This window comes from Shewanella sp. TC10, assembly GCF_009663145.1.
In the GTDB taxonomy this organism is placed as follows: domain Bacteria; phylum Pseudomonadota; class Gammaproteobacteria; order Enterobacterales; family Shewanellaceae; genus Shewanella.
In genome coordinates, this window is the sequence record NZ_VKHR01000003.1 from 17,140 (window position 1) to 35,927 (window position 18,788).

The window sequence follows — 18,788 nt, forward strand, 5'->3', positions numbered from 1 at the left end:
CCAATGCCAAGCTTGATAAGAATAGTGTTAATTAATACTCACCTTCCTGGTGTAGTAGAACTTCAATTAGATGGACACACTAATATTTGTGGTACCAATGCATCGGGCAAGACGACTTTGCAGCGTCTGGTTCCTGTGTTTTATGGCGAATATCCAAGCAGAGTTGTCCCCTCAACTCGTGACAGCTTTGAGCGTTGGTATTTACCTCATGACTCAAGCTATATCATTTATGAGTACCAAAAGAGCGACGGTAATTTATATCAAGCAGTAATGGCATCAGCCGGTGACGGGAAGGGGGTTAACTATCGTTTTATTGCGAAAGGTTTTGAGCTTGATGACTACGTAAAAACTCGCAACGGCGATACGATTATCTGTCATACCATGGCAGAGCTTGGCCGTGAGATGAAACGTGCGCAAGTTACTCATACCAACTTACTCAATACCCGTGAATATCGTGCGATTATTCAGCACGACCGCAGCCTATTAACTACTGGTGGTAACAAAGGCGAGTTACGCACCTATGCTCATCACTTCTCGCTTTGTGACAGCGAATATTCTTTGCGTCACATTGAAAAGCTCGCTAAAGCGGTGCATTCAAAAGAAGGCAAAATGGAAACCGTTAAGTCGATGGTTGCCGCTATTTTAGAAGAAGATGGTGTTAATCCACCTACTTCACGCCTAAACCCGCAGCGTGTAGAAAGCTGGATCCGTGAAAGTCAGCTAGTCCAAGGTTTTGAGCAAATACGTCCAGAGTTTGAAAAGCTAGAACAAGAGTTTAATCAACTACTCAGCGCAGAATTGAGACTCGGCAGTTTGGCTAAAGGTTATCGGGCAGACGAAACCATTGAGGCTGAGCGACAAGAACTCAGTCAAAATGAATCAAAAGATGCCAGCTTACAGCTAAGATTATTAGATGAAGAATGGAAAGAAGCGCGTGATGAAATCAGCCAGGAGTTATCGTTTGCTCAAGGTGATACGCGTAAATACGAAGCCGAATTAGACTCGATTGAAGATCAATATGAAGGCTTTTTAAATTCAAATATCGAACAGGCTAAAGCTGACTTAGATAGCTTAGATAATTGGCGCAGTGATTTAGAAAATTTAACCGAACGTCATAAGCTTCAAACCGAAAAACACCAAGATATTGAAGCGGCCTATAGTACTCGTCGTAGTAAAATTGCAGAGCAACTGCATCGCGAACTTGAGTCTTTGCATGAAGAGCAAGATGAAGCACGTGAAAACCGTGATAGCCAGCGCGAAGCCTCTTCTGACGATTTAGCCAAGTTAGAAAATCTATGGCGAGAGAAAACTGACGCAGGAAAAGCGACATTTGCAGAGCAAGAATATCAACTTAAATTGACCCGCGGTGAGCTGAGTCATCAAATCGAAGGTGTGACATACACCGAAGAAGAAAAGATGACCCTTGCGGTGTTTGATGAGCGCATTAGCCGCGCCGACGAAGAGCAAGAAATCTGTAATCAAAAAGTCGATCGATTGTCAGCTGATGAGCGCAAACTTCGTGCAAAACGCGATCAAGTCAGCGAAGCATTACGTATTGCCAGTGTACGTGTGAATGAACGTCTTACTGATGTCGATGATGTTAAAGGCGTTCTGTTTCCTCAGTCACATACCTTACTTGAGTTTTTACGTAAAGAATCTCCTGGTTGGGAGCAAAGCTTTGGTAAAGTTATTGCGCCAGAGTTACTGCATCGCACAGATTTACATCCAAGTGTTACTGGTAAAAGTGAAGATGCGCTATTTGGAATCGGTTTAGATCTTAAAGCGATCGAGGTGCCTGATTATGCTTCATCAGAGCAGGATTTACGCTTAAGGCTTAATAAAGCGGAAGAAGCCTTAGCACAAGCAGAAGAGCTAAAAGGCGAAAATGAAGATCAACTCGTCGCGATTAATGATGAGCTTGATAACCTCAACAAAGAGCTCACCTTTGCCCGCACCGCTTATAAAAACAGTCGCGAAGATGTCAGACGCTTATTCGATGAAAAACGCAGTACTCAAGCTCAAATTAACCAAGCGCTAGCTGATAGAAAAGCCCATGCAAGCAAGCGCCTTATTCAATTAGATAACGAGCTTAAGCAGCAACATAACCATCATTTAGAGTGGTTATCGGAGCAAAAAGAGCAAGCCCTTGAAGCGCGAATGGAAAAAAATGCCTACTGGCAAGATGTGGTAGGGGCGTTAGATAATCAATTAGGGCAAATAAAAGCCAACATTGACACTCGTCGTAGTAATGCCAAGCAAGAGCAAAAAGCGTGTGATACTTGGTATAAAAACGAGCTTAAATCTCGCGGTGTTGATGAGGCTGCTATTGTAGCGCTGAAAGGTAAAATTCGTGAATTAGAAACCCAAATCAGTAATGCTGAAAAACGTCGTAGTGATGTATTGCGTTATGACCATTGGTACCAAAATGCTTGGCTTATCACTAAGCCTAAGTTGCAAACTGATTTATCGAAAGTGAAGCAAGCCGCACTTGAGCTTGAACAGCAACTTGCCAATAAAACGGCTGATGTTAAGCAGCGTAAACAGCAGCTTGAAACCCTTAAAAAAGCATCTGATGCGGCGCAAGTCGACGCATCAGAAAACCTCACTAAACTGCGCGCTGTAATGCGTAAACTTGCCGAGTTAAAGTTAGCTCCAAATAAAGATGAAGCTGATGGCAGTATTGGTGAGCGTTTAAGACAAGGTGAAGAATTACTGCTTCAGCGTGATTATTTACTGGGTTCAGTCAAACAATATGTCGAACATTTTGATTCGGTTATAGCCAGTAAATCTGGTTCGAGTTTAGCTGAGTTTTGGGAGCGTGCTCGTGATGAGTCAAGTTTTACTAATGACAAAGGCATTCGCTTGCTCGACTACCGCAAACTGGTGCCACAACTTGAGCAACTGCTGAATGTGATGGTGCCGCAATCCTTAATGGCTATCCGAGAGCAAGGGCGTATCTTTGGTATCGACTTAACTGCTTATTATGATGTCCTTGCCGATATTGATCGTCGTATTGCATCTCAAAGTGCTCGCATTACGCGTGAGGTGGGAGAGGAGCTGTTCCTTGATGGTGTGTCTGAGTCTGCGGTTAAGATCCGATCGCGAATTAGTGAGTTAGAGTTCTGGCCTGAACTAGAAGTATTTGTAAAAGCCTTCAAGCAATGGAAAGCTGATGGCTTTAGCCAACTGCCGGATGAGCATTACACATCGAGTATGCGCCGTGCCCTTGATATTATTGGTCGCTCGGCCTTATCTGGCGGTATTGCTAAGTTGCTTGAAATTGAACTGCGCCTAAAAGAAGGTAACAGCGACTTAATCATTCGCACCGACAGACAGCTAAATGAATCTTCAAGCCATGGTATGGCTTACTTAATTTTGTGTAAGTTCTTATTGGCCTTTACGCGTTTATTACGTGGTAAAGCGGATGTCACTATTCATTGGCCGATTGATGAATTAGGCACCTTGCATCATACCAATGTGAAAAAGATCTTTGATGCCTGTGTGAACAACAACATTAGTGTATTAGGTGCTTTTCCGAATCCAGAATCCGAAGTACTTAATCTGTTTGCTAACCGCTACATCATTAATAAACAAACCCGCAAGCTGCAAGTGGTAAAACCTAAAAGTAACCCGCTGGCTGAACGTTTAAGCCAACGAGCTAACAAGGAGGCTATCTAATGTCTGAGTCAATGCAAACCACTTTTTCCTCTAAAAACCCAGTGTCTTCACAAAGCACAATGTCTTCTGAAACGGCATTAGTCGGAACTGGCATGCTGATAGAGCAGTTACTTCGTGGTGAGTTTATTTGCCGCACGACCAATGAAGATGGTTGGCGAGCCCTTAAAAATAGCACTACTTTTGACAAGGTTGAGCAATACCTTAATCAGATTAATCGTACGATTTCTTCTGCAGCCGAAGGGGATGTGTTCTTTTGTGGTTATCAGCAATTAGGCGAACAAGAGAAAAAGGTTATTTCGAGTCAGTTTAAAGATATCTGTTCAGCACTGATCCCTTTAGTTGAATGGTTGGTGCTAGTACAAGAAAGTAGTGGCCAAGATGCCCCTTTAAGTGAAGGCGCCCCAATACGACTTACTGAGCTGCAAGCAAGAATTGAAGATACCCCAGCTTTTATGGAGCAATTAGCTAAGTTAAGCCAATATCGATTATTCGGCTCAACCAGCAGTAACGTGGATAACCAAATAAAGCTGGTATTTAAACGTTTAGTAGAGCTCGGCTATCTTGTTAAACCTAATAGCGAAAAACAGATTTATATCGCCACAGGCAAACTGGATTATTTGTATGAAGTGATTCGTTTCATTGATGAAACAGAAGGTTTAAGCCTTGAGGCGCAAGCTGAAACAGCCACGCAACGGGATTTAGTATGAGTAATAATTTACATCAAGCCGGGGTTAAGCTGCTTAAACAGCTCAGTCGTCATGCTGATGTGGTTATGGATGCCTATTTAGCGGGCTCTGTCAGTGAATCCACCCACGATGTAGCGGTGATTGAAAAGCTGAAAAAGAGTGGCATTTTATGGCGACCGGAACCGGATGAAGAGTTACGACTAAAGCGTTCAGTGCGAGCATTGCTTGAAGAAGCATTAAGTGATGAGCGTAACCGACAGATTGATGCCAATGTGGGCTCTGCATTTGGAACGATTAAGACCTTAGCAGATCACTACAAAGAGGCACGTCATAATATAGATTATGGCGCAGCTGAGGCGTATTTGGCTGATTTGAGTGAACATGTTTATAGCTTTACAGATAGCCTACGCTATTCCATCAGGGTGTTATGGGGCCGAATCAATAATGAGTTTGGTTATGTCGGAAGCATTAATGCCAAAATTCGTGAAAACGAACTGGCTCAAAGTCAGGTTAGTGAATTACTCAATGGCTTGGAGATGTTTCAGTTTAGCGAACTGAGTGAAATAGCCGGTGATATTCGTGAATTAAGACGTTTGCTAGTCACCAACTTACAAGAGACCTTAAGCCAATGCACGTTAGAGCTTAGCGCGGTGCAAGGTCGATTATTAGAACTTATTGGTCGCTTTAGGCAAATCCAAGGACGAACTCGATTATTAAAAGGATTTTTACTGCACACTGATTTACACCCTGATTATCAACCTGAAAATCATGTCGCTCATAAGCATGTACCGAGGTTGTTTAATTGTGCTGAAGCGATTATTAAACCTGCTAGTGTCGATGTTAATAACGCAAGCCATGAAATTGTCTTGCTTGAAGCTGTCTCTAAAATCAAAGCGATTAGCCGCGATCTGCTTCCAAGCAAAGTCCGTGAGCATAATGTCGAAACCACAATGACAGAAGTTGAGGATTTTGATATTCCTGATAATCCACTGAAATTAGCTGTTGATGAGTATTTCTGTGAAGTGATCGACTCAGGGCTGAGACAGTCAGCACTGGAATACCTCAAAGCGAATAAATTAGAGTGGGAAGCGGAAAACTGGCTGTATCAAGTTATTGGTGGCTATGAAGGCTTGCCCGATGAGCATAAAGCGTATTTTGAGCTTGAACCCATAGGTGAACCTGATCCTGTTTATAATGGTAACTTTATGATCCACGATGTCGAGTTGTGGTTGGCATAACCCGAGCTAATCATTTATTTGAGAAAGCAGTTAAGGCAACTTAACTGCTTTTTTACTGGCTAGAATTTAGTCAGCCGAATTGATTGTGATGATTTAACAGTAGCGACTCAAATGGTTTTATATTGATACATTTATCGATCTTGCTGATAACATTGTGATTGATTTCATTTAGTAACAAATGTTATTGCTTACGAGTGTTATGGCATCAAGGCAAAACATATTGCATTAAGCCAGTGTATCTAACTTAATTTTGTAATTTAACTAACCGATTTTGCTGTTATGGAGTTGTGTTTTGGTTTTGAAAACTGGCATAACAGCCAATTTGATTAAATTTCATGGTTTAATTGTTTTAAAACAGTCAATTATACCTCACTGTAAATATCTGCGTTCAATCCCTTTTACAACTTATTGATCTCTAACATTGAAATATGTTGCATCTTGTTTCAGTATCCTTGTCGTTAAAAATAATTAAAACAAATTTTATCGTCGTTTTTAGGTGTTTTCTTTCTGAAGTCGGCTTGAACTAGGAATGCAGAAAAATATGACCAAATCATTATCGACTCGAATTTTTATCGGGTTATTCTTAGGGGTACTACTGGGTAGTATCGTTCAATTTGCGCTAAATGATGTGGCGTTCTTTTCGGGGACATTAGTCGAAGTTGCTTCTGGCATAGGTAAAATGTTCGTCAACATGATCATGATGCTAGTGGTGCCATTAGTGTTTGTCAGTATCGTTTGTGGCGTGTGTGAACTTCAAGACTTAAAAAGCTTTGGTCGCTTAGGCGGTAAAACATTTAGCTTTTACATTATTAATACCCTAGTGGCGATTACGGCAGCTTTTGCGGTAGCGATGTTAATCGAGCCTGGTAAAGGCGTTGATATGTCTAGTGCTGGTGGCGTAGATATTACCGCCACTGAACTGCCAAATTTGATGACCTTGATTGTCAATATCGTACCAAATAATCCATTCTCGGCATTTACGTCAGGCAATATGCTGCAAGTCATTTTCATGGCGCTATTACTTGGTGGCGTGATTAAGTCATTAGGTGAAGTTGCTAAAGGCGCAGTGAAGGGCTTTCAAACCGCTAACGTCATTATGATGCGTTTGATTTCAGTGGTGATGAACCTTGCCCCTATCGGTGTGTTTGCATTGATGTTCAAGCTTGGTGCGACGCTAGAGCCTGAAATCTTCTTCAGTGTGGTGCAATATTTACTGCTAATTCTTGGGTTGTTATTACTGTGGATTTTTGTGGTATACCCATATGCAGTAAGCTTCTTCACACAAGTTAGTGCTAAGCAGTTCCGTGAAAAAACCCGTGAGCAAATCTTGTTCTCGCTATCAACGGCGAGTTCAAATGCCACGATTCCAGTCACCATGCGTACCTTGACTGATAAGTTAGGTGTTAACCGTGCAGTTGCTGGTTTTGGTGTGCCACTGGGCGCGACGATGAACATGGGCGGTGTATCAATTTACATCACTATTGCAATCTTCTTTGTTGCCAATGCTTTTGGTATGCCAATTAGTGGCGATCAAATTCCAGCCTTATTGTTCAGTGTTTTCTTATTGTCAGTGGGTGCAGGTGGTGTTCCTGGTGGCGGGATGGTTATGATTGGTGTGCTTATTCACCAAATGGGATTACCAGTTGAAGCGTTTGCTATTGTTGCAGCGTTAGACCGTATCATCGATATGGTGTTGACGTCATGTAATGTCGTAGGTGATACAGCGGTACTAACCATCGTTGACCAAACTGAAAAGCCGCACCAAATTGAAGCTGAAAAAGCTTAAGTTTGATTGAGTCTTTTGGGGCTCAAGGAACCGTTAACCCTATGCTTAACCGTTCGTTGAACATAGGGTTAACAAAAGGTCTGCATTTGCAGACCTTTTTTGTATATGCTGAGTTAACTATCATAAAAATCAAAGGGAAGGTTAAGTGAAATTAGGGATTGGATTTATTTTATTACCATTAATGTTATTGATGGGATGTCAGTCAACGACGCATCATGGTGAAGCGCTGCCACAATATACGTTTATTGCTCACGATAATGATATGGAGCGAGTAGCATCGGCGCAGTCTACTGCACAAGCAAACGGTAAATTGTTATTGGTGGTGATGGGGGCACAGTGGTGCCACGACAGTCGTGGTCTTGCAGCTAAGTTTTCGACGAGTCAAATGCAAACCATATTATCTGATCGCTTTGAAACTGTGTTTGTTGATGTAGGCTATTTTGATGACATGCACTTTTTACCTCAAAAATATGCTTATCCCGCTTACTTTGGCACGCCGACTGTGATGGTGATTACCCCTGAAACCAGCCAACTCCTCAATGAGATAAACTTATCTAAATGGCAAAGTGCTGACAGTGTTCCTATGGATGACTATCTAGCGTTCTTTTCAAGTATTGGTAGTCAACCAGTCGCGCGATTACATAGCTCTGCAGAACTTGATCTATTTACCGAAAAAAATGTGGCGAAAATGAAGCTGGGCTTTGATCATTTAAGACCGATTTGGGCTGCAGTAAGGGAGGGAAATACTGATAAGTCAGATGAGTTGCAAGCTGTCGCGACAGAAGTGTGGCAATTTCGCACACAATTACAAAAGGATATTGTCGCAATGAAACTACAGTTAGCCGAAGATCCTGCAGCAAAATTGAATTTTCCCGATTATGCTCTTTTTAGCTGGCAGTAATAACCGGGCCTAATACTCGAAATAAAAAAACCGCCAACTGGCGGTTTTTTAGTTAAACCTCACTTAAAAGATGAGGTTTAGAATAAGCAGCTTAGCTGATTTCAGGTTCACTACTGTAATCAAGACCATGGTAGCCAAGACAAGTTTCAACTTCGTTAGCTGACCCTAAAATTACCGCTACACGTTGGTGAATCGCTTCTGGTTCAATATCTAAGATGTCACCATAACCAGTTGAGGCTTTACCACCGGCTTGTTCTACTAATAATGCCATTGGATTAGCTTCATACATTAAACGTAGCTTGTATGGCTTCTCAGGGTTCTTATTATCGGTTGGATACATGAAAATACCGCCACGACATAACACGCGATGTACATCACCCACCATGGCTGCAATCCAGCGCATATTGAAAGACTTCTCACGAGTGCCAATTTTACCTAGCAATAAATCGCTAATGTAAGTTTGCATTGGCGCTTCCCAGAAGCGTTGGTTTGACATATTAATGGCAAACTCAGCAGTGTCTTGGCTGATACTCACACTCGGATCTGTTAACAAGAATTCGTTTGTATCAGGATCAAGTGTATATAACTGAGTGCCATTACCTGTCGTTAATGCCATCATGGTTGATGGACCATAAAGGACATATCCAGCTGCAACTTGTTGACGACCGTTTTGCAAAAAGCTTTCTTCAGTTAACTCGCCTTCTTGCGAAGGAAGCACAGAGAAAATCGTGCCTACTAAAGAGTTGATATCAATGTTTGAAGAGCCATCTAATGGATCAAAACAAACCAAGTATTCACCTTGTTTGTTGACTTCAACCACATAGTCTTCTTCTTCCGATGCTAAACCACGTACATTGCCTTCTGCTTTTAGCGCATCTTTAAGCATGTCGTTAGTGATAACGTCGAGTTTCTTTTGCGTTTCGCCTTGAACATTTTCTTGTTCTGTTGCGCCTAAAACACCTGCGAGGGCGCCATGACGAACGGCTTGGCTAATTTCTTTTGAGCAATCAGCTAAGCTCAAAATTAATTGTGAAAGGGATTCTGATACAGCTTGTTTTGTAAGGGTTTGTGTCAAAGTTTGCATGCTTGTTCCTAAGACAGTAGAGGTTAAGGTCGGTAACCAGTGGTTAATGTTTTAATTTATTGCCACAGATAATACCTTAGATCAGCTTTCATTACAGCGTGAAAAAGCTGAGCAATATATGACTTAGAGCCGATTTGTTATAAACTCACGCCAAATACCAACTTTAGGTTGGTATTTGGTTAAATTGAAAAAAATAACAATAAGAAGTTTACACCATAATTTTTGTAAGGAATGACCATGATGACGAAATGGAAATCTACGGCACTTTCAGTACTATCTGTAATTCCGCTAGTGATGACTAGTTCTCTTTTCTCGACCTACGTATTGGCCTCAACAATGAATATGACAGGTAATAACACTCCGCTTACGATTGAACGAATTCATGCATCGCCAGCTTTAGCTGGAACAAGTCCTCGTGGGCTTAAACTTTCACCTGATGGCAGTCGGGTCACTTATCTTTCTAGTCGTGCAGATAACCAACATTTCTATGATTTGTGGCAAATGGACATTAAGACGTCAAAACGCAGCATATTACTCAATGCTGATGATTTAGCGTCAGGTGAATTGTCGGATGAAGAAAAAGCACGCCGCGAGCGCCAACGCATTTATGGCCAAGGGATCATGGAGTACTTTTGGGCTGAAAATAGTCAAGCTTTGCTTATTCCTGCAGCGGGTAAGCTTTATTACTTCACCTTAGCAGACAATAAAACAGTAGAACTGGATACTGGTGAAGGCTTTGCTACTGACGCAAGGTTATCACCAAAAGGAAACTTTGTTTCGTTTGTACGTGAGCAGAATATTTTTGTTTTAGCCCTAGAAACCTCAAAACTCACCCAACTGACTTTTGATGGCAAAGGACCGATAAAAAACGGTATGGCTGAATTTGTTGCCCAAGAAGAAATGGGACGCATGACAGGTTACTGGTGGTCACCAGATGAAACATCTATTGCCTTTACGCGTATTGATGAGTCTGGCGTTGAACTGGTTACTCGTAATGAGATTTATGCCGATGGGATTAAACTCACCGAGCAACGTTACCCATATGCGGGTAAAACAAACGTTGAAATAGAGTTAGGCGTGATTGCGCTTGCCAAAGAAGGAAAAGAGCAACAAGTTTCATGGATTGATTTAGGCAAAGAAAAAGATATTTATCTGCCGCGAGTGAAATGGTTACCAGATAGCAAACATTTGTCATTTCAATGGCAGAGTCGCGACCAACAATCACTAGATTTACGCATTGCTGATTTAACCTGTGACAACAAGACTAACACCATAGTGGCTGAGCGAAGTGAAGCTTGGGTTAACCTTAATGACGATTTACAGTTTTTAAAACAACAAAAATCTTTCATTTGGGCGTCAGAACGTGATGGTTTTAACCACCTTTACCTGTTTGATTTAAATGGCAAAGTGCAGCAACAATTAACCCAAGGTGATTGGGTGGTAGATGCGCTGGAATTAGTTGATGAAAAAGGCGGTTGGGTGTATTTCTCTGGCCGTAAAGATTCTGTGGTCGAACGTCATTTATACCGAGTGCCATTAACTGGCGGTGAAATTGAAAAAATCTCCAGCCGAAGCGGTATGCATTCTGCGGTATTTGCAGATAATAAACCTGTTTACTTAGATTACTTCAATAGTCTAAGTCAGCCGCCACAAGTGAGCTTACATGATGAAAATGGCAAGCAATTAGCTTGGGTTGAACAAAATGAAGTGAATAAATCTCACCCTTTGTACGATTATGCTGGTCTTTGGCAAATGCCTGAATTCGGGGAATTAAAAGCTGAAGACGGCCAAGCACTGCAATACCGTTTATTTAAGCCTGTACCATTTGATCAAACTAAACAGTATCCAGTAGTCGTTAGAGTTTATGGTGGTCCACATGCTCAGTTAGTAGTAAATAGCTGGAGTGAAGCGGATTACTTTACTCAGTACTTATTGCAACAAGGTTTTGCCGTGTTTCAGTTAGACAATCGTGGTTCGGCTCATAGAGGCACTGAATTCGAATATGTCATATACCAAAATATGGGCGATGCTGAAGTTGACGATCAAAAAGTGGGCGTCGATCATTTACGTAGTTTGCCGTATATCGATGGTGAAAACATTGCGATTTATGGCCATAGTTACGGCGGTTATATGGCGTTAATGGCGCAATTTAAAGCCCCTGATTATTTTAAAGCGGCGATATCTGGCGCACCGGTCACAGATTGGCGTTTATATGATACACATTACACAGAACGCTACATGGGTCATCCTGATAAAAATAAAAAAGGGTATGATGCGGGTAGTGTTTTACCTTACGTGAAAAATTATCAATCAGGATTGATGATGTATCACGGCATGGCTGACGACAATGTGTTGTTTGAAAACAGCACAAGAGTTTATAAAGCTTTGCAGGACGAAGGTAAATTATTTCAGATGATGGATTATCCAGGTTCGAAACATTCAATGCGCGGTGAAAAAGTTAGAAATCACCTATATAAGTCATTGGCTGCTTTCTTGGAAAATGAGTTGAAGTAATGACGGTCGCGGTACTAATCGCCCTCAATATCATTGTGGGGGCTTTGTGTTTGATGAGCTTTATTGAATTATTTAAAGACAAAAGGCGTAAATAACTCGATAAGTTAAAAAACATTTATAAGAAGTAACGTCTCGATATTTAAAGCCTAGTTTACCCTTTCGCTTCGAGACTGAACTTTGGATAAATAATATTCGTAATATAGTTTGTCAATTAAGCTGAATTACAGCCAATAAAAAAGCCAAGTCGATGACTTGGCTTTTTTGATTTCACTTAAGTGAAATTAGTCTTCTAAGTTACCGCAAAAACGATAGCCTTCACCGTGAATAGTCGCGATGATTTCTGGCGTATCTGGTAAGCTTTCGAAATGCTTACGGATACGACGAATAGTTACGTCAACAGTACGGTCATGTGGCTTAAGCTCACGGCCAGTCATCTTCATTAACAAGTCTGCACGAGTTAAGATTTTGCCTGGGTTTTCTACAAAGTGAAGCATTGCACGGAATTCACTGCGTGGAAGCTTGTAAGACTCACCTTGTGGGCTTACTAAAGAACGGCTGTTGATTTCTAAGCTCCAACCGTTGAAACGGTAGAACTCTACAGAGCCTTTTTCTTCAATCTCTGCACCAGCGCTGTTAACACGAGTTAAAAGGTTACGAGCACGGATGGTTAATTCACGTGGGTTGAATGGCTTAGTGATGTAATCATCAGCGCCAATTTCAAGACCAAGAATTTTGTCAACTTCGTTGTCACGACCAGTTAAGAAGATAAGGCCGATGTTGTTAATTTCGCGAAGTTCACGAGCTAACAGTAAACCGTTTTTACCAGGAAGATTGATATCCATAACAACAAGATTAATCTTATTATCCTGCATGGCTTTGTGCATTTCTGCGCCATCGTTTGCTTCAGTTACTACATACCCTTCTGCTTCAAAAATACTGCGCAGTGTATTACGGGTTACAGCTTCATCTTCAACAATAAGAATGTGTGGGTTTTGCATGTTATTTACCTAAATTAAAAACAATTCGATTCTAGTCATGTTGCACTAGGGCGGTGGCGCTATGTATTAATGAAAACGCCGATAATTTATAAATTTCACGATAGGTGTTTATCTATGTCTGCCCTGAACAAAACACGCTTCATGACTAGCTACATTATATACACTCAGATTAATTCACCATTAAATGAGATATACGTGACATAAATGTGATCATAAAAAATCAATATTCAGATTGTATGCTGAGAATGTACAAGCTCACAATCAGTCGAAATATTTATTAAAACCATGATTCTTTACACTATGAGATTAAATTGCTTATTAAAGTTCCGTGGCAATTTAATAATTGTTCTATATTTACTCTATAAAATGTAGAACAAAATGTTCAAGCGTGAATACTTTGTGGTTAAAAAATGCACCGACAAATGTAACGGCCTGTATCACAACTTATATTTATGTAGCAAAATCTAGCTAGTGGTGATTATTGTACTCGTTTTAGGCATTTGTTAACAAATGAAATGTTAACAAATTTACTAGCTAGAATTGTTACAAAATTGGTTTTAAAGCTAAAGCTCTGATTTTAAAGTAAAATATAATTTTGGTTCTTGTGACTTAAGTCACATGGGCTATGGTAGTTACACTGGGTTTGATAGACTTAACTGGGTTTTATAGAGAATATTGAATAATGGATAATTTAATTGATAGCCTTTGGCACAAGTATCAAGGGACACAATTTTTACTAACGCAGCGCTTATCTAATGATATTCCTTTCGCAATTGTCACTGCACATAACCCACTCGGGAATGTATTAACACCTTGTCAGAATCGATTACTTGATCGAAGGTTACAGCGTAAAATTGAGCAATATAACAGTCCTTATCGTTCTTTAATCGGTGCAGCTCCTGATTTGTCCCATATGGAAAAAAGCTGGGCAGTATTTATTGATAAGCAGCAAGCACTAGAATTAGGACGTGAATTTAAACAACATGCCATTTATTACGTCAATCAAGGTTTATTGTCGTTAGTTGCTTGTGGGGATGCGCCAGACTCAGAAGTCATGATTGGTGACTTTATTGCACGAACACAAGTGGTTAATGAGCTGCCAGACCTGCACGATTAGTGCAGGGTTAACTCTCAGTTAGAATACGTAACTCAGAGTTAAAATAAATATAGAGTGCCGCTTAACCCTGCTTTTAGTTTACTTAGTGTGATTAGTTTACTGAGTTTGAATGAGCGTTACAGCTTTACTCTAGAGCTAGACTTGCTGTTTTTTCAATTACTGAATTAATACGAAGCAGGTGCAGGGAAGTGAACTTTAATTCTGTCTAGCATGTACTCTGACTAACATGTTAGCTAGCTTGTTATCTGTCTAGAATATGACTCATGTTATTGGTTGCACCTCAAGCTTTCGTGGTCCCTTTACGTATAATGAGGCTTTCTTACGCATAGCCTGTATAACGGAGTTTTTTATATTTTTATTTGTGCAATACTCATTCATATATTGCATTAAATTTTTTTTAAGTTCCTGCCTTTTTCATTTAAATCAATAGCTTTATTACCAAATTCGATTAAATCTAAGCTTAAGTATCGAATACCTTTTAAGTGTCTTATTCTACATATTCTATTTTTTGGTAAATTTATTACATTTCTAAATTGACTTAGGTGGGTATTTATTGGTATTTTTCAATTTCTTCCCTAGGGAGGAGACAGAAGAGGAGCGTTAGCTAGGTAGTAAGTTTCAGGAAAACCAATTCCGTTGATGACTTATGAGGGAGATTAGCGCCGAGATATTCGAAGTGATTGGTTTTACTTCATATCGGTCGATTAGGCTGAATCCTAACGATTGTCACCTATTAATTGGTGGAGAGCTTCTGGTGAAAGATTGCTGTTTCCCTTCTTTAAGGGTGCGTTATCACTGCACCAGGCTCTTCGAACGAAGTAAGTTCGGAGTGTAACCATGTTTTTAAATCTTGTTATTCAATTTGTTTTTTCTGATCAGCCTGTCGTTGAGGTGTTGTCATGAGTTTAGTTGTTGCTAAATTTGGTGGAACCTCGGTTGCTGACTTTGCGGCGATGAATCGCTGCGCAGATATCATTCTTACTAATCCAAATACCCGTGTTGTTGTCGTTAGTGCTTCAAGTGGTGTGACTAATCTTTTAGTTGAGCTGACTCAAGCAAATGTGAACGATCAACGTCGCATGGCTTTATTGACTCAAATTGCCCAAGTGCAATACGACATTGTAGATAAGCTTGAGCGTCCGCAAGATGTTGCTGCCACAATCGATAAACTGTTAAGTCGCATGTCAGTACTAAGCGATGCGTTAGTCCTTGATAGAAGTAAAGCTATTATTGATGAACTGTTATCCATGGGCGAGCAATGTTCATCACTGTTATTCTCCGCAGTTATTCGTCAAAAAGGAACACCTTCAAGTGCATTTGATGTTAGACAAGTTCTAAGAACAGATAGCCACTTTGGTCGTGCAGAACCTCAAATTGAACTCATTGCATCTTTAGGTGCTGAGCATTTAGCGCCACTGCTTAGCTCGCAAGTTATCGTGACTCAGGGATTTATAGGTGCTGACAGTGAGGGCAATACTACAACTTTAGGTCGTGGTGGTAGTGATTACTCTGCTGCATTATTAGCTGAGGCACTAAAAGCAGACGCAGTCGAAATTTGGACTGATGTTGCCGGTATCTATACAACCGATCCTCGATTAGCGCCTAACGCGAGACCAATCCCTGAAATCAGTTTTAATGAAGCAGCTGAAATGGCAACCTTCGGTGCTAAAGTCTTGCACCCTGCAACGATTTTACCCGCTGTTCGTCAAAAAATTCAGGTGTTTGTTGGCTCTAGTAAAGCACCAGAGCAAGGTGGAACCTGGATCCGTCATCAAGTCGAAGAGGTCCCGGTTTTTCGCGCCGTTGCACTAAGACGTGATCAAACCTTATTGAATTTACATAGTCTGCAGATGTTACATGCTCAAGGTTTTTTAGCTGAAACTTTCGCGACATTGGCCAAACACAAAATTTCAGTAGATTTAATCACGACTTCAGAAGTAAACGTATCTCTTACCTTGGATAAAACGGGGTCAGACTCAAGTGGTCAGGGGTTATTAAGTGAATCACTATTACAAGAGTTATCCCAACATTGCCGTGTAAGAGTAGAAGATAAACTTGCTTTAGTTGCGATAATTGGTAATAAAATTGCTTCGACGGCGGGGATCTGTAGCCGCGTTTTTTCAGTGCTAGAAAAGCATAATGTTCGGATGATCTGCCAAGGTGCTAGCCCACACAATTTATGCGTTTTGGTGGCAGAATCTGAAGCAGCTGATGTGGTAAATTCATTACATCAAAACCTGTTTGAATAAATTAAGCCCGTTGGTTTAAAGCATTAAGGCAAATAAATGACAGCAGCAAGCTCTACTTCTAAAGCGCTAGTATCTTCAGTAACCTTAGGTGAATTAGCAACAGGTCAGGCATTAACTGCGCCTGTTTACACTTTTAAAGGCTGTGATTCTGAGATTGATTCTGCGAGTGATTCTGCGAGTGATTCTGAGAGTAATGCTGGGGTTCATAGCGAGAGTTATCGCGGAGGTAGTAGTGCTGCTCCATCTGTTTATATACAGGCCAATGTTCATGGCGCTGAAGTGCAGGGTAATGCAGTTATTCACCAGTTAATGACCTTATTAGAAGGTTATACTGTACTAGGTGATATTCATTGTGTTCCTTTAGCGAATCCATTAGGTATCAATCATAAAAGTGGTGAGTTCACTTTAGGCCGTTTTGACCCTATTACTGGGGTTAATTGGAACCGTGAGTACTATGAACATGCTGCTATTGTGGCTGATATTCCCAATTGGTTTGAATCTAATAAGCAGCTTTCTGACGCTGATCTTTTTAGCGCTTTTCGACAACGGTTACTGAGTAGTTGCCAAGATCGATTGAATAATTCTTGGGGAGTTAGCACTGGCCATCAGTTAGCCGTAACTCTTCAATCAATGGCTCATGAGGCTGACATTGTGTTGGACTTACACACAGGGCCAAAGTCAGCGAAACATCTATACTGCCCAGAATATGATATTGATTCCGCAAGCTTCTTCTCAATACCATTTTCATTGATTATCCCAAATGAATTTGGCGGCGCGATGGATGAAGCGGCTTTTTATCCTTGGTGGCAGCTGCAACAATATTGTGCAACGCAAGGTCGTGAGTTTAATGTACCTGTTGCTGCATTTACATTGGAGCTTGCTAGCCAAGAACGTATCGATATGATTGATGCAAAAGAAGATGCGCTAGGAATTTTGGCGTATTTAAGTCACCGCGGAGTGATTAAAGAGAAAGTGAAACCTGCAGAAATGCCGCGTTGGGGATGCTTTTTAGCCAATTACAAAAAGTTTCATGCCCCAAAAGCAGGCTTAGTTGAATACTGCGCTGAAGTGGGTAAACCCTTGGCGGCTGGTGAGCCACTGGTTACGCTGTTAAGGCTTGATCAATATGGGTCTGAACAAGCTTTGGAGTCTGTAAGTCTACCCTGTGATTGTGTGCCTGTTTTGCACTTTGCATCAGCCTCGGTTCATCAAGGAACAGAGCTTTATAAAGTGATGACAGAAGTGTTTGAGCTTTAACAAATGATGTTTTTAACTAATAAGTTAAAGCTCAACACACTTTCATATTCTTTATCACTTAAGCTTGGATTAGCTTTTTAGAATTTCGAGTGGCATGGCTAGCATGTCATCGCCAGAGCCTGCAAAGTACCAGATTATGCCAATCAAAATAGCGACGGTTAAAAAGTACCAGATGGTTGAGAAAATTTGACCGTATCTATCTAAAGGTAATAGGTGGCTTTGATGACGGGTTTTCCATTCAAACACTATCTCAAGACTACCGATTAACAGTAAAAAGCCCAATAAAGCTAATCCCAGACTGTAACTAATAAACACGCCAACTGCAGCTCCTGCAATACAGGCAATAAGCCCGACCATGCTGTTCATTGAGAACGTGATACTTTTAAGTATGTGCCCGCCATCTAAGGGGAGTATTGGGAGTAGGTTAAACAGATTTAATAAGGCGTTAAAACTAGCGAGGCCTGCAAAAAAGATATTGCCAGTTATCCAATACGCCACCATACAGCCAATGGACATCAACAATCCAAATGTTGGTCCCATGATTGATATGACAACATTTTGCCAGCGGGTGTTTATTCGCTCATCACTAACTGCTAATCCCCCCATAAACGGAATGAGGTATATGCCTTTGGTTTTCATTCCAAAGTGTTTCATTGCTTTGATATGACCATATTCATGAATAACCAAACAAGCAATCAACGCCAATGCAAACTCTATTGAGAATAACCAAGAATAGGCTGCCACACTGGCAGCGGCTAACATCGCTTTAATCACCTTGGCACTTTTAAGTAATTTAAAGCCCAACGAGGCTAAGCCAATCATGCTAAATTTTTGTGTTTTTACGGGAGCAACTTCAGGAACTTGTTGTTCGATGTCTTTTGTATTTCGTTGCCCTTCAGCAACAGTCTCGTTATCAACTAGAGCCACATAATTGATTAAAAATGGTTGCCACTGAACATCGGCCTCTAAGCGCACTTTAATCACTTTTCTACTGGCTTCAGTTATGACCGCGTCTGTACTGGCGGGCTCCAAGGAGGCTGGACGTGATAATTCAAATTCGTGGATATTAAAGGCTTGGTTATCCACAGAAGCAGACTTTTGTGAAACTAACTGGTTGTCCCAATATAGTTGCTGCCAACCCGCCATAGAGCCTTCTAATCGTAAACGTTTGCCAAGGCATTCTATATTCAGCAGTTCCATATATTTAGCTGTTCCATTGTTGAGATCATAGGTCGATGATTGGTGGTTTGATTAAGTTAGGCATTCTGCCTGAGCGGTAT

The 18,788-nt window shown here is 40.9% G+C and carries 12 protein-coding genes and 1 riboswitch; of the genes, 9 read left to right on the forward strand and 3 right to left on the reverse strand.

The genetic code is table 11. The features are described 5' to 3' along the window. Positions 1-3 precede the first annotated feature (3 nt). The 5 genes from FNZ24_RS01445 to FNZ24_RS01465 all read left to right on the forward strand — a co-directional run bounded on the left by FNZ24_RS01445 (position 4) and on the right by FNZ24_RS01465 (position 8,289). Positions 4-3,678 (forward strand): ATP-binding protein, encoded by a 3,675-nt coding sequence (locus FNZ24_RS01445; protein WP_153912651.1) that lies wholly within the window; start codon positions 4-6, stop codon positions 3,676-3,678. A gap of 59 nt (positions 3,679-3,737) precedes the next feature. Next, a complete protein-coding gene (locus FNZ24_RS01450; RefSeq protein ID WP_153912740.1) occupies positions 3,738-4,385 on the forward strand; it encodes a condensin complex protein MksE in 648 nt (215 codons plus the stop codon). After that, positions 4,382-5,602: a phosphoenolpyruvate carboxylase gene (locus tag FNZ24_RS01455; protein ID WP_153912652.1), complete on the forward strand. Its 1,221-nt coding sequence runs from the start codon at positions 4,382-4,384 to the stop codon at positions 5,600-5,602. Before FNZ24_RS01450 ends, FNZ24_RS01455 begins: the two co-directional genes overlap by 4 nt. 541 nt (positions 5,603-6,143) lie before the next feature. After that, positions 6,144-7,388, forward strand: coding sequence for a dicarboxylate/amino acid:cation symporter (locus FNZ24_RS01460; protein WP_153912653.1), 1,245 nt, complete (start codon positions 6,144-6,146; stop codon positions 7,386-7,388). Positions 7,389-7,533: 145 nt separating this feature from the next. Beyond that, positions 7,534-8,289, forward strand: coding sequence for a thioredoxin family protein (locus FNZ24_RS01465; protein ID WP_153912654.1), 756 nt, complete (start codon positions 7,534-7,536; stop codon positions 8,287-8,289). A gap of 91 nt (positions 8,290-8,380) precedes the next feature. Here the strand turns inward: FNZ24_RS01465 and FNZ24_RS01470 are convergent, their stop codons facing one another. After that, a complete protein-coding gene (locus FNZ24_RS01470) occupies positions 8,381-9,373 on the reverse strand; it encodes a class 1 fructose-bisphosphatase (protein ID WP_153912655.1) in 993 nt (330 codons plus the stop codon). A 237-nt stretch (positions 9,374-9,610) separates the two neighbouring features. Here FNZ24_RS01470 and FNZ24_RS01475 point away from each other — a divergent pair, with 237 nt between their 5' ends. Then, positions 9,611-11,887, forward strand: coding sequence for a S9 family peptidase (locus FNZ24_RS01475; RefSeq protein WP_194944971.1), 2,277 nt, complete (start codon positions 9,611-9,613; stop codon positions 11,885-11,887). 281 nt (positions 11,888-12,168) lie between these two features. On the opposite strand, the gene arcA is transcribed toward FNZ24_RS01475, so the two are convergent. Beyond that, on the reverse strand, positions 12,169-12,885 hold the full coding sequence (gene arcA, locus FNZ24_RS01480; protein WP_102526580.1) for a two-component system response regulator ArcA: 717 nt from the start codon (positions 12,883-12,885) through the stop codon (positions 12,169-12,171). A gap of 682 nt (positions 12,886-13,567) precedes the next feature. Between arcA and FNZ24_RS01485 the strand changes: the two genes are divergently transcribed. The 3 genes from FNZ24_RS01485 (at position 13,568) to FNZ24_RS01495 (ending at position 17,508) form a co-directional block, all read left to right on the forward strand. After that, a complete protein-coding gene (locus tag FNZ24_RS01485) occupies positions 13,568-14,002 on the forward strand; it encodes a DUF3293 domain-containing protein (RefSeq protein ID WP_153912657.1) in 435 nt (144 codons plus the stop codon). Positions 14,003-14,584: 582 nt separating this feature from the next. After that, a riboswitch (Lysine riboswitch) is annotated at positions 14,585-14,761 on the forward strand. 140 nt (positions 14,762-14,901) lie between these two features. Next, positions 14,902-16,251: a lysine-sensitive aspartokinase 3 gene (lysC, locus tag FNZ24_RS01490; protein WP_153912658.1), complete on the forward strand. Its 1,350-nt coding sequence runs from the start codon at positions 14,902-14,904 to the stop codon at positions 16,249-16,251. A 36-nt stretch (positions 16,252-16,287) separates the two neighbouring features. After that, entirely contained in the window at positions 16,288-17,508 is a 1,221-nt protein-coding gene (locus FNZ24_RS01495) for a succinylglutamate desuccinylase/aspartoacylase family protein (RefSeq protein ID WP_153912659.1), read from the forward strand. A gap of 69 nt (positions 17,509-17,577) precedes the next feature. Here FNZ24_RS01495 and FNZ24_RS01500 read toward each other — a convergent pair whose 3' ends face one another. Beyond that, a complete protein-coding gene (locus tag FNZ24_RS01500; RefSeq protein WP_153912660.1) occupies positions 17,578-18,708 on the reverse strand; it encodes a site-2 protease family protein in 1,131 nt (376 codons plus the stop codon). Positions 18,709-18,788: the final 80 nt, after the last annotated feature.

What these genes read in the sequence shown, in the direction of transcription:
- FNZ24_RS01460 (WP_153912653.1), top strand. Translation starts at nt 6,144, where the DNA reads ATGACCAAATCATTATCGACTCGAATTTTTATCGGGTTATTCTTAGGG.
- FNZ24_RS01455 (WP_153912652.1), top strand. Translation starts at nt 4,382, where the DNA reads ATGAGTAATAATTTACATCAAGCCGGGGTTAAGCTGCTTAAACAGCTC.
- FNZ24_RS01475 (WP_194944971.1), top strand. Translation starts at nt 9,611, where the DNA reads ATGATGACGAAATGGAAATCTACGGCACTTTCAGTACTATCTGTAATT.
- lysC (WP_153912658.1), top strand. Translation starts at nt 14,902, where the DNA reads ATGAGTTTAGTTGTTGCTAAATTTGGTGGAACCTCGGTTGCTGACTTT.
- arcA (WP_102526580.1), bottom strand. Translation starts at nt 12,885, where the DNA reads ATGCAAAACCCACACATTCTTATTGTTGAAGATGAAGCTGTAACCCGT.
- FNZ24_RS01485 (WP_153912657.1), top strand. Translation starts at nt 13,568, where the DNA reads ATGGATAATTTAATTGATAGCCTTTGGCACAAGTATCAAGGGACACAA.
- FNZ24_RS01470 (WP_153912655.1), bottom strand. Translation starts at nt 9,373, where the DNA reads ATGCAAACTTTGACACAAACCCTTACAAAACAAGCTGTATCAGAATCC.
- FNZ24_RS01500 (WP_153912660.1), bottom strand. Translation starts at nt 18,708, where the DNA reads ATGGAACTGCTGAATATAGAATGCCTTGGCAAACGTTTACGATTAGAA.
- FNZ24_RS01445 (WP_153912651.1), top strand. Translation starts at nt 4, where the DNA reads ATGCCAAGCTTGATAAGAATAGTGTTAATTAATACTCACCTTCCTGGT.
- FNZ24_RS01450 (WP_153912740.1), top strand. Translation starts at nt 3,738, where the DNA reads ATGTCTTCTGAAACGGCATTAGTCGGAACTGGCATGCTGATAGAGCAG.
- FNZ24_RS01495 (WP_153912659.1), top strand. Translation starts at nt 16,288, where the DNA reads ATGACAGCAGCAAGCTCTACTTCTAAAGCGCTAGTATCTTCAGTAACC.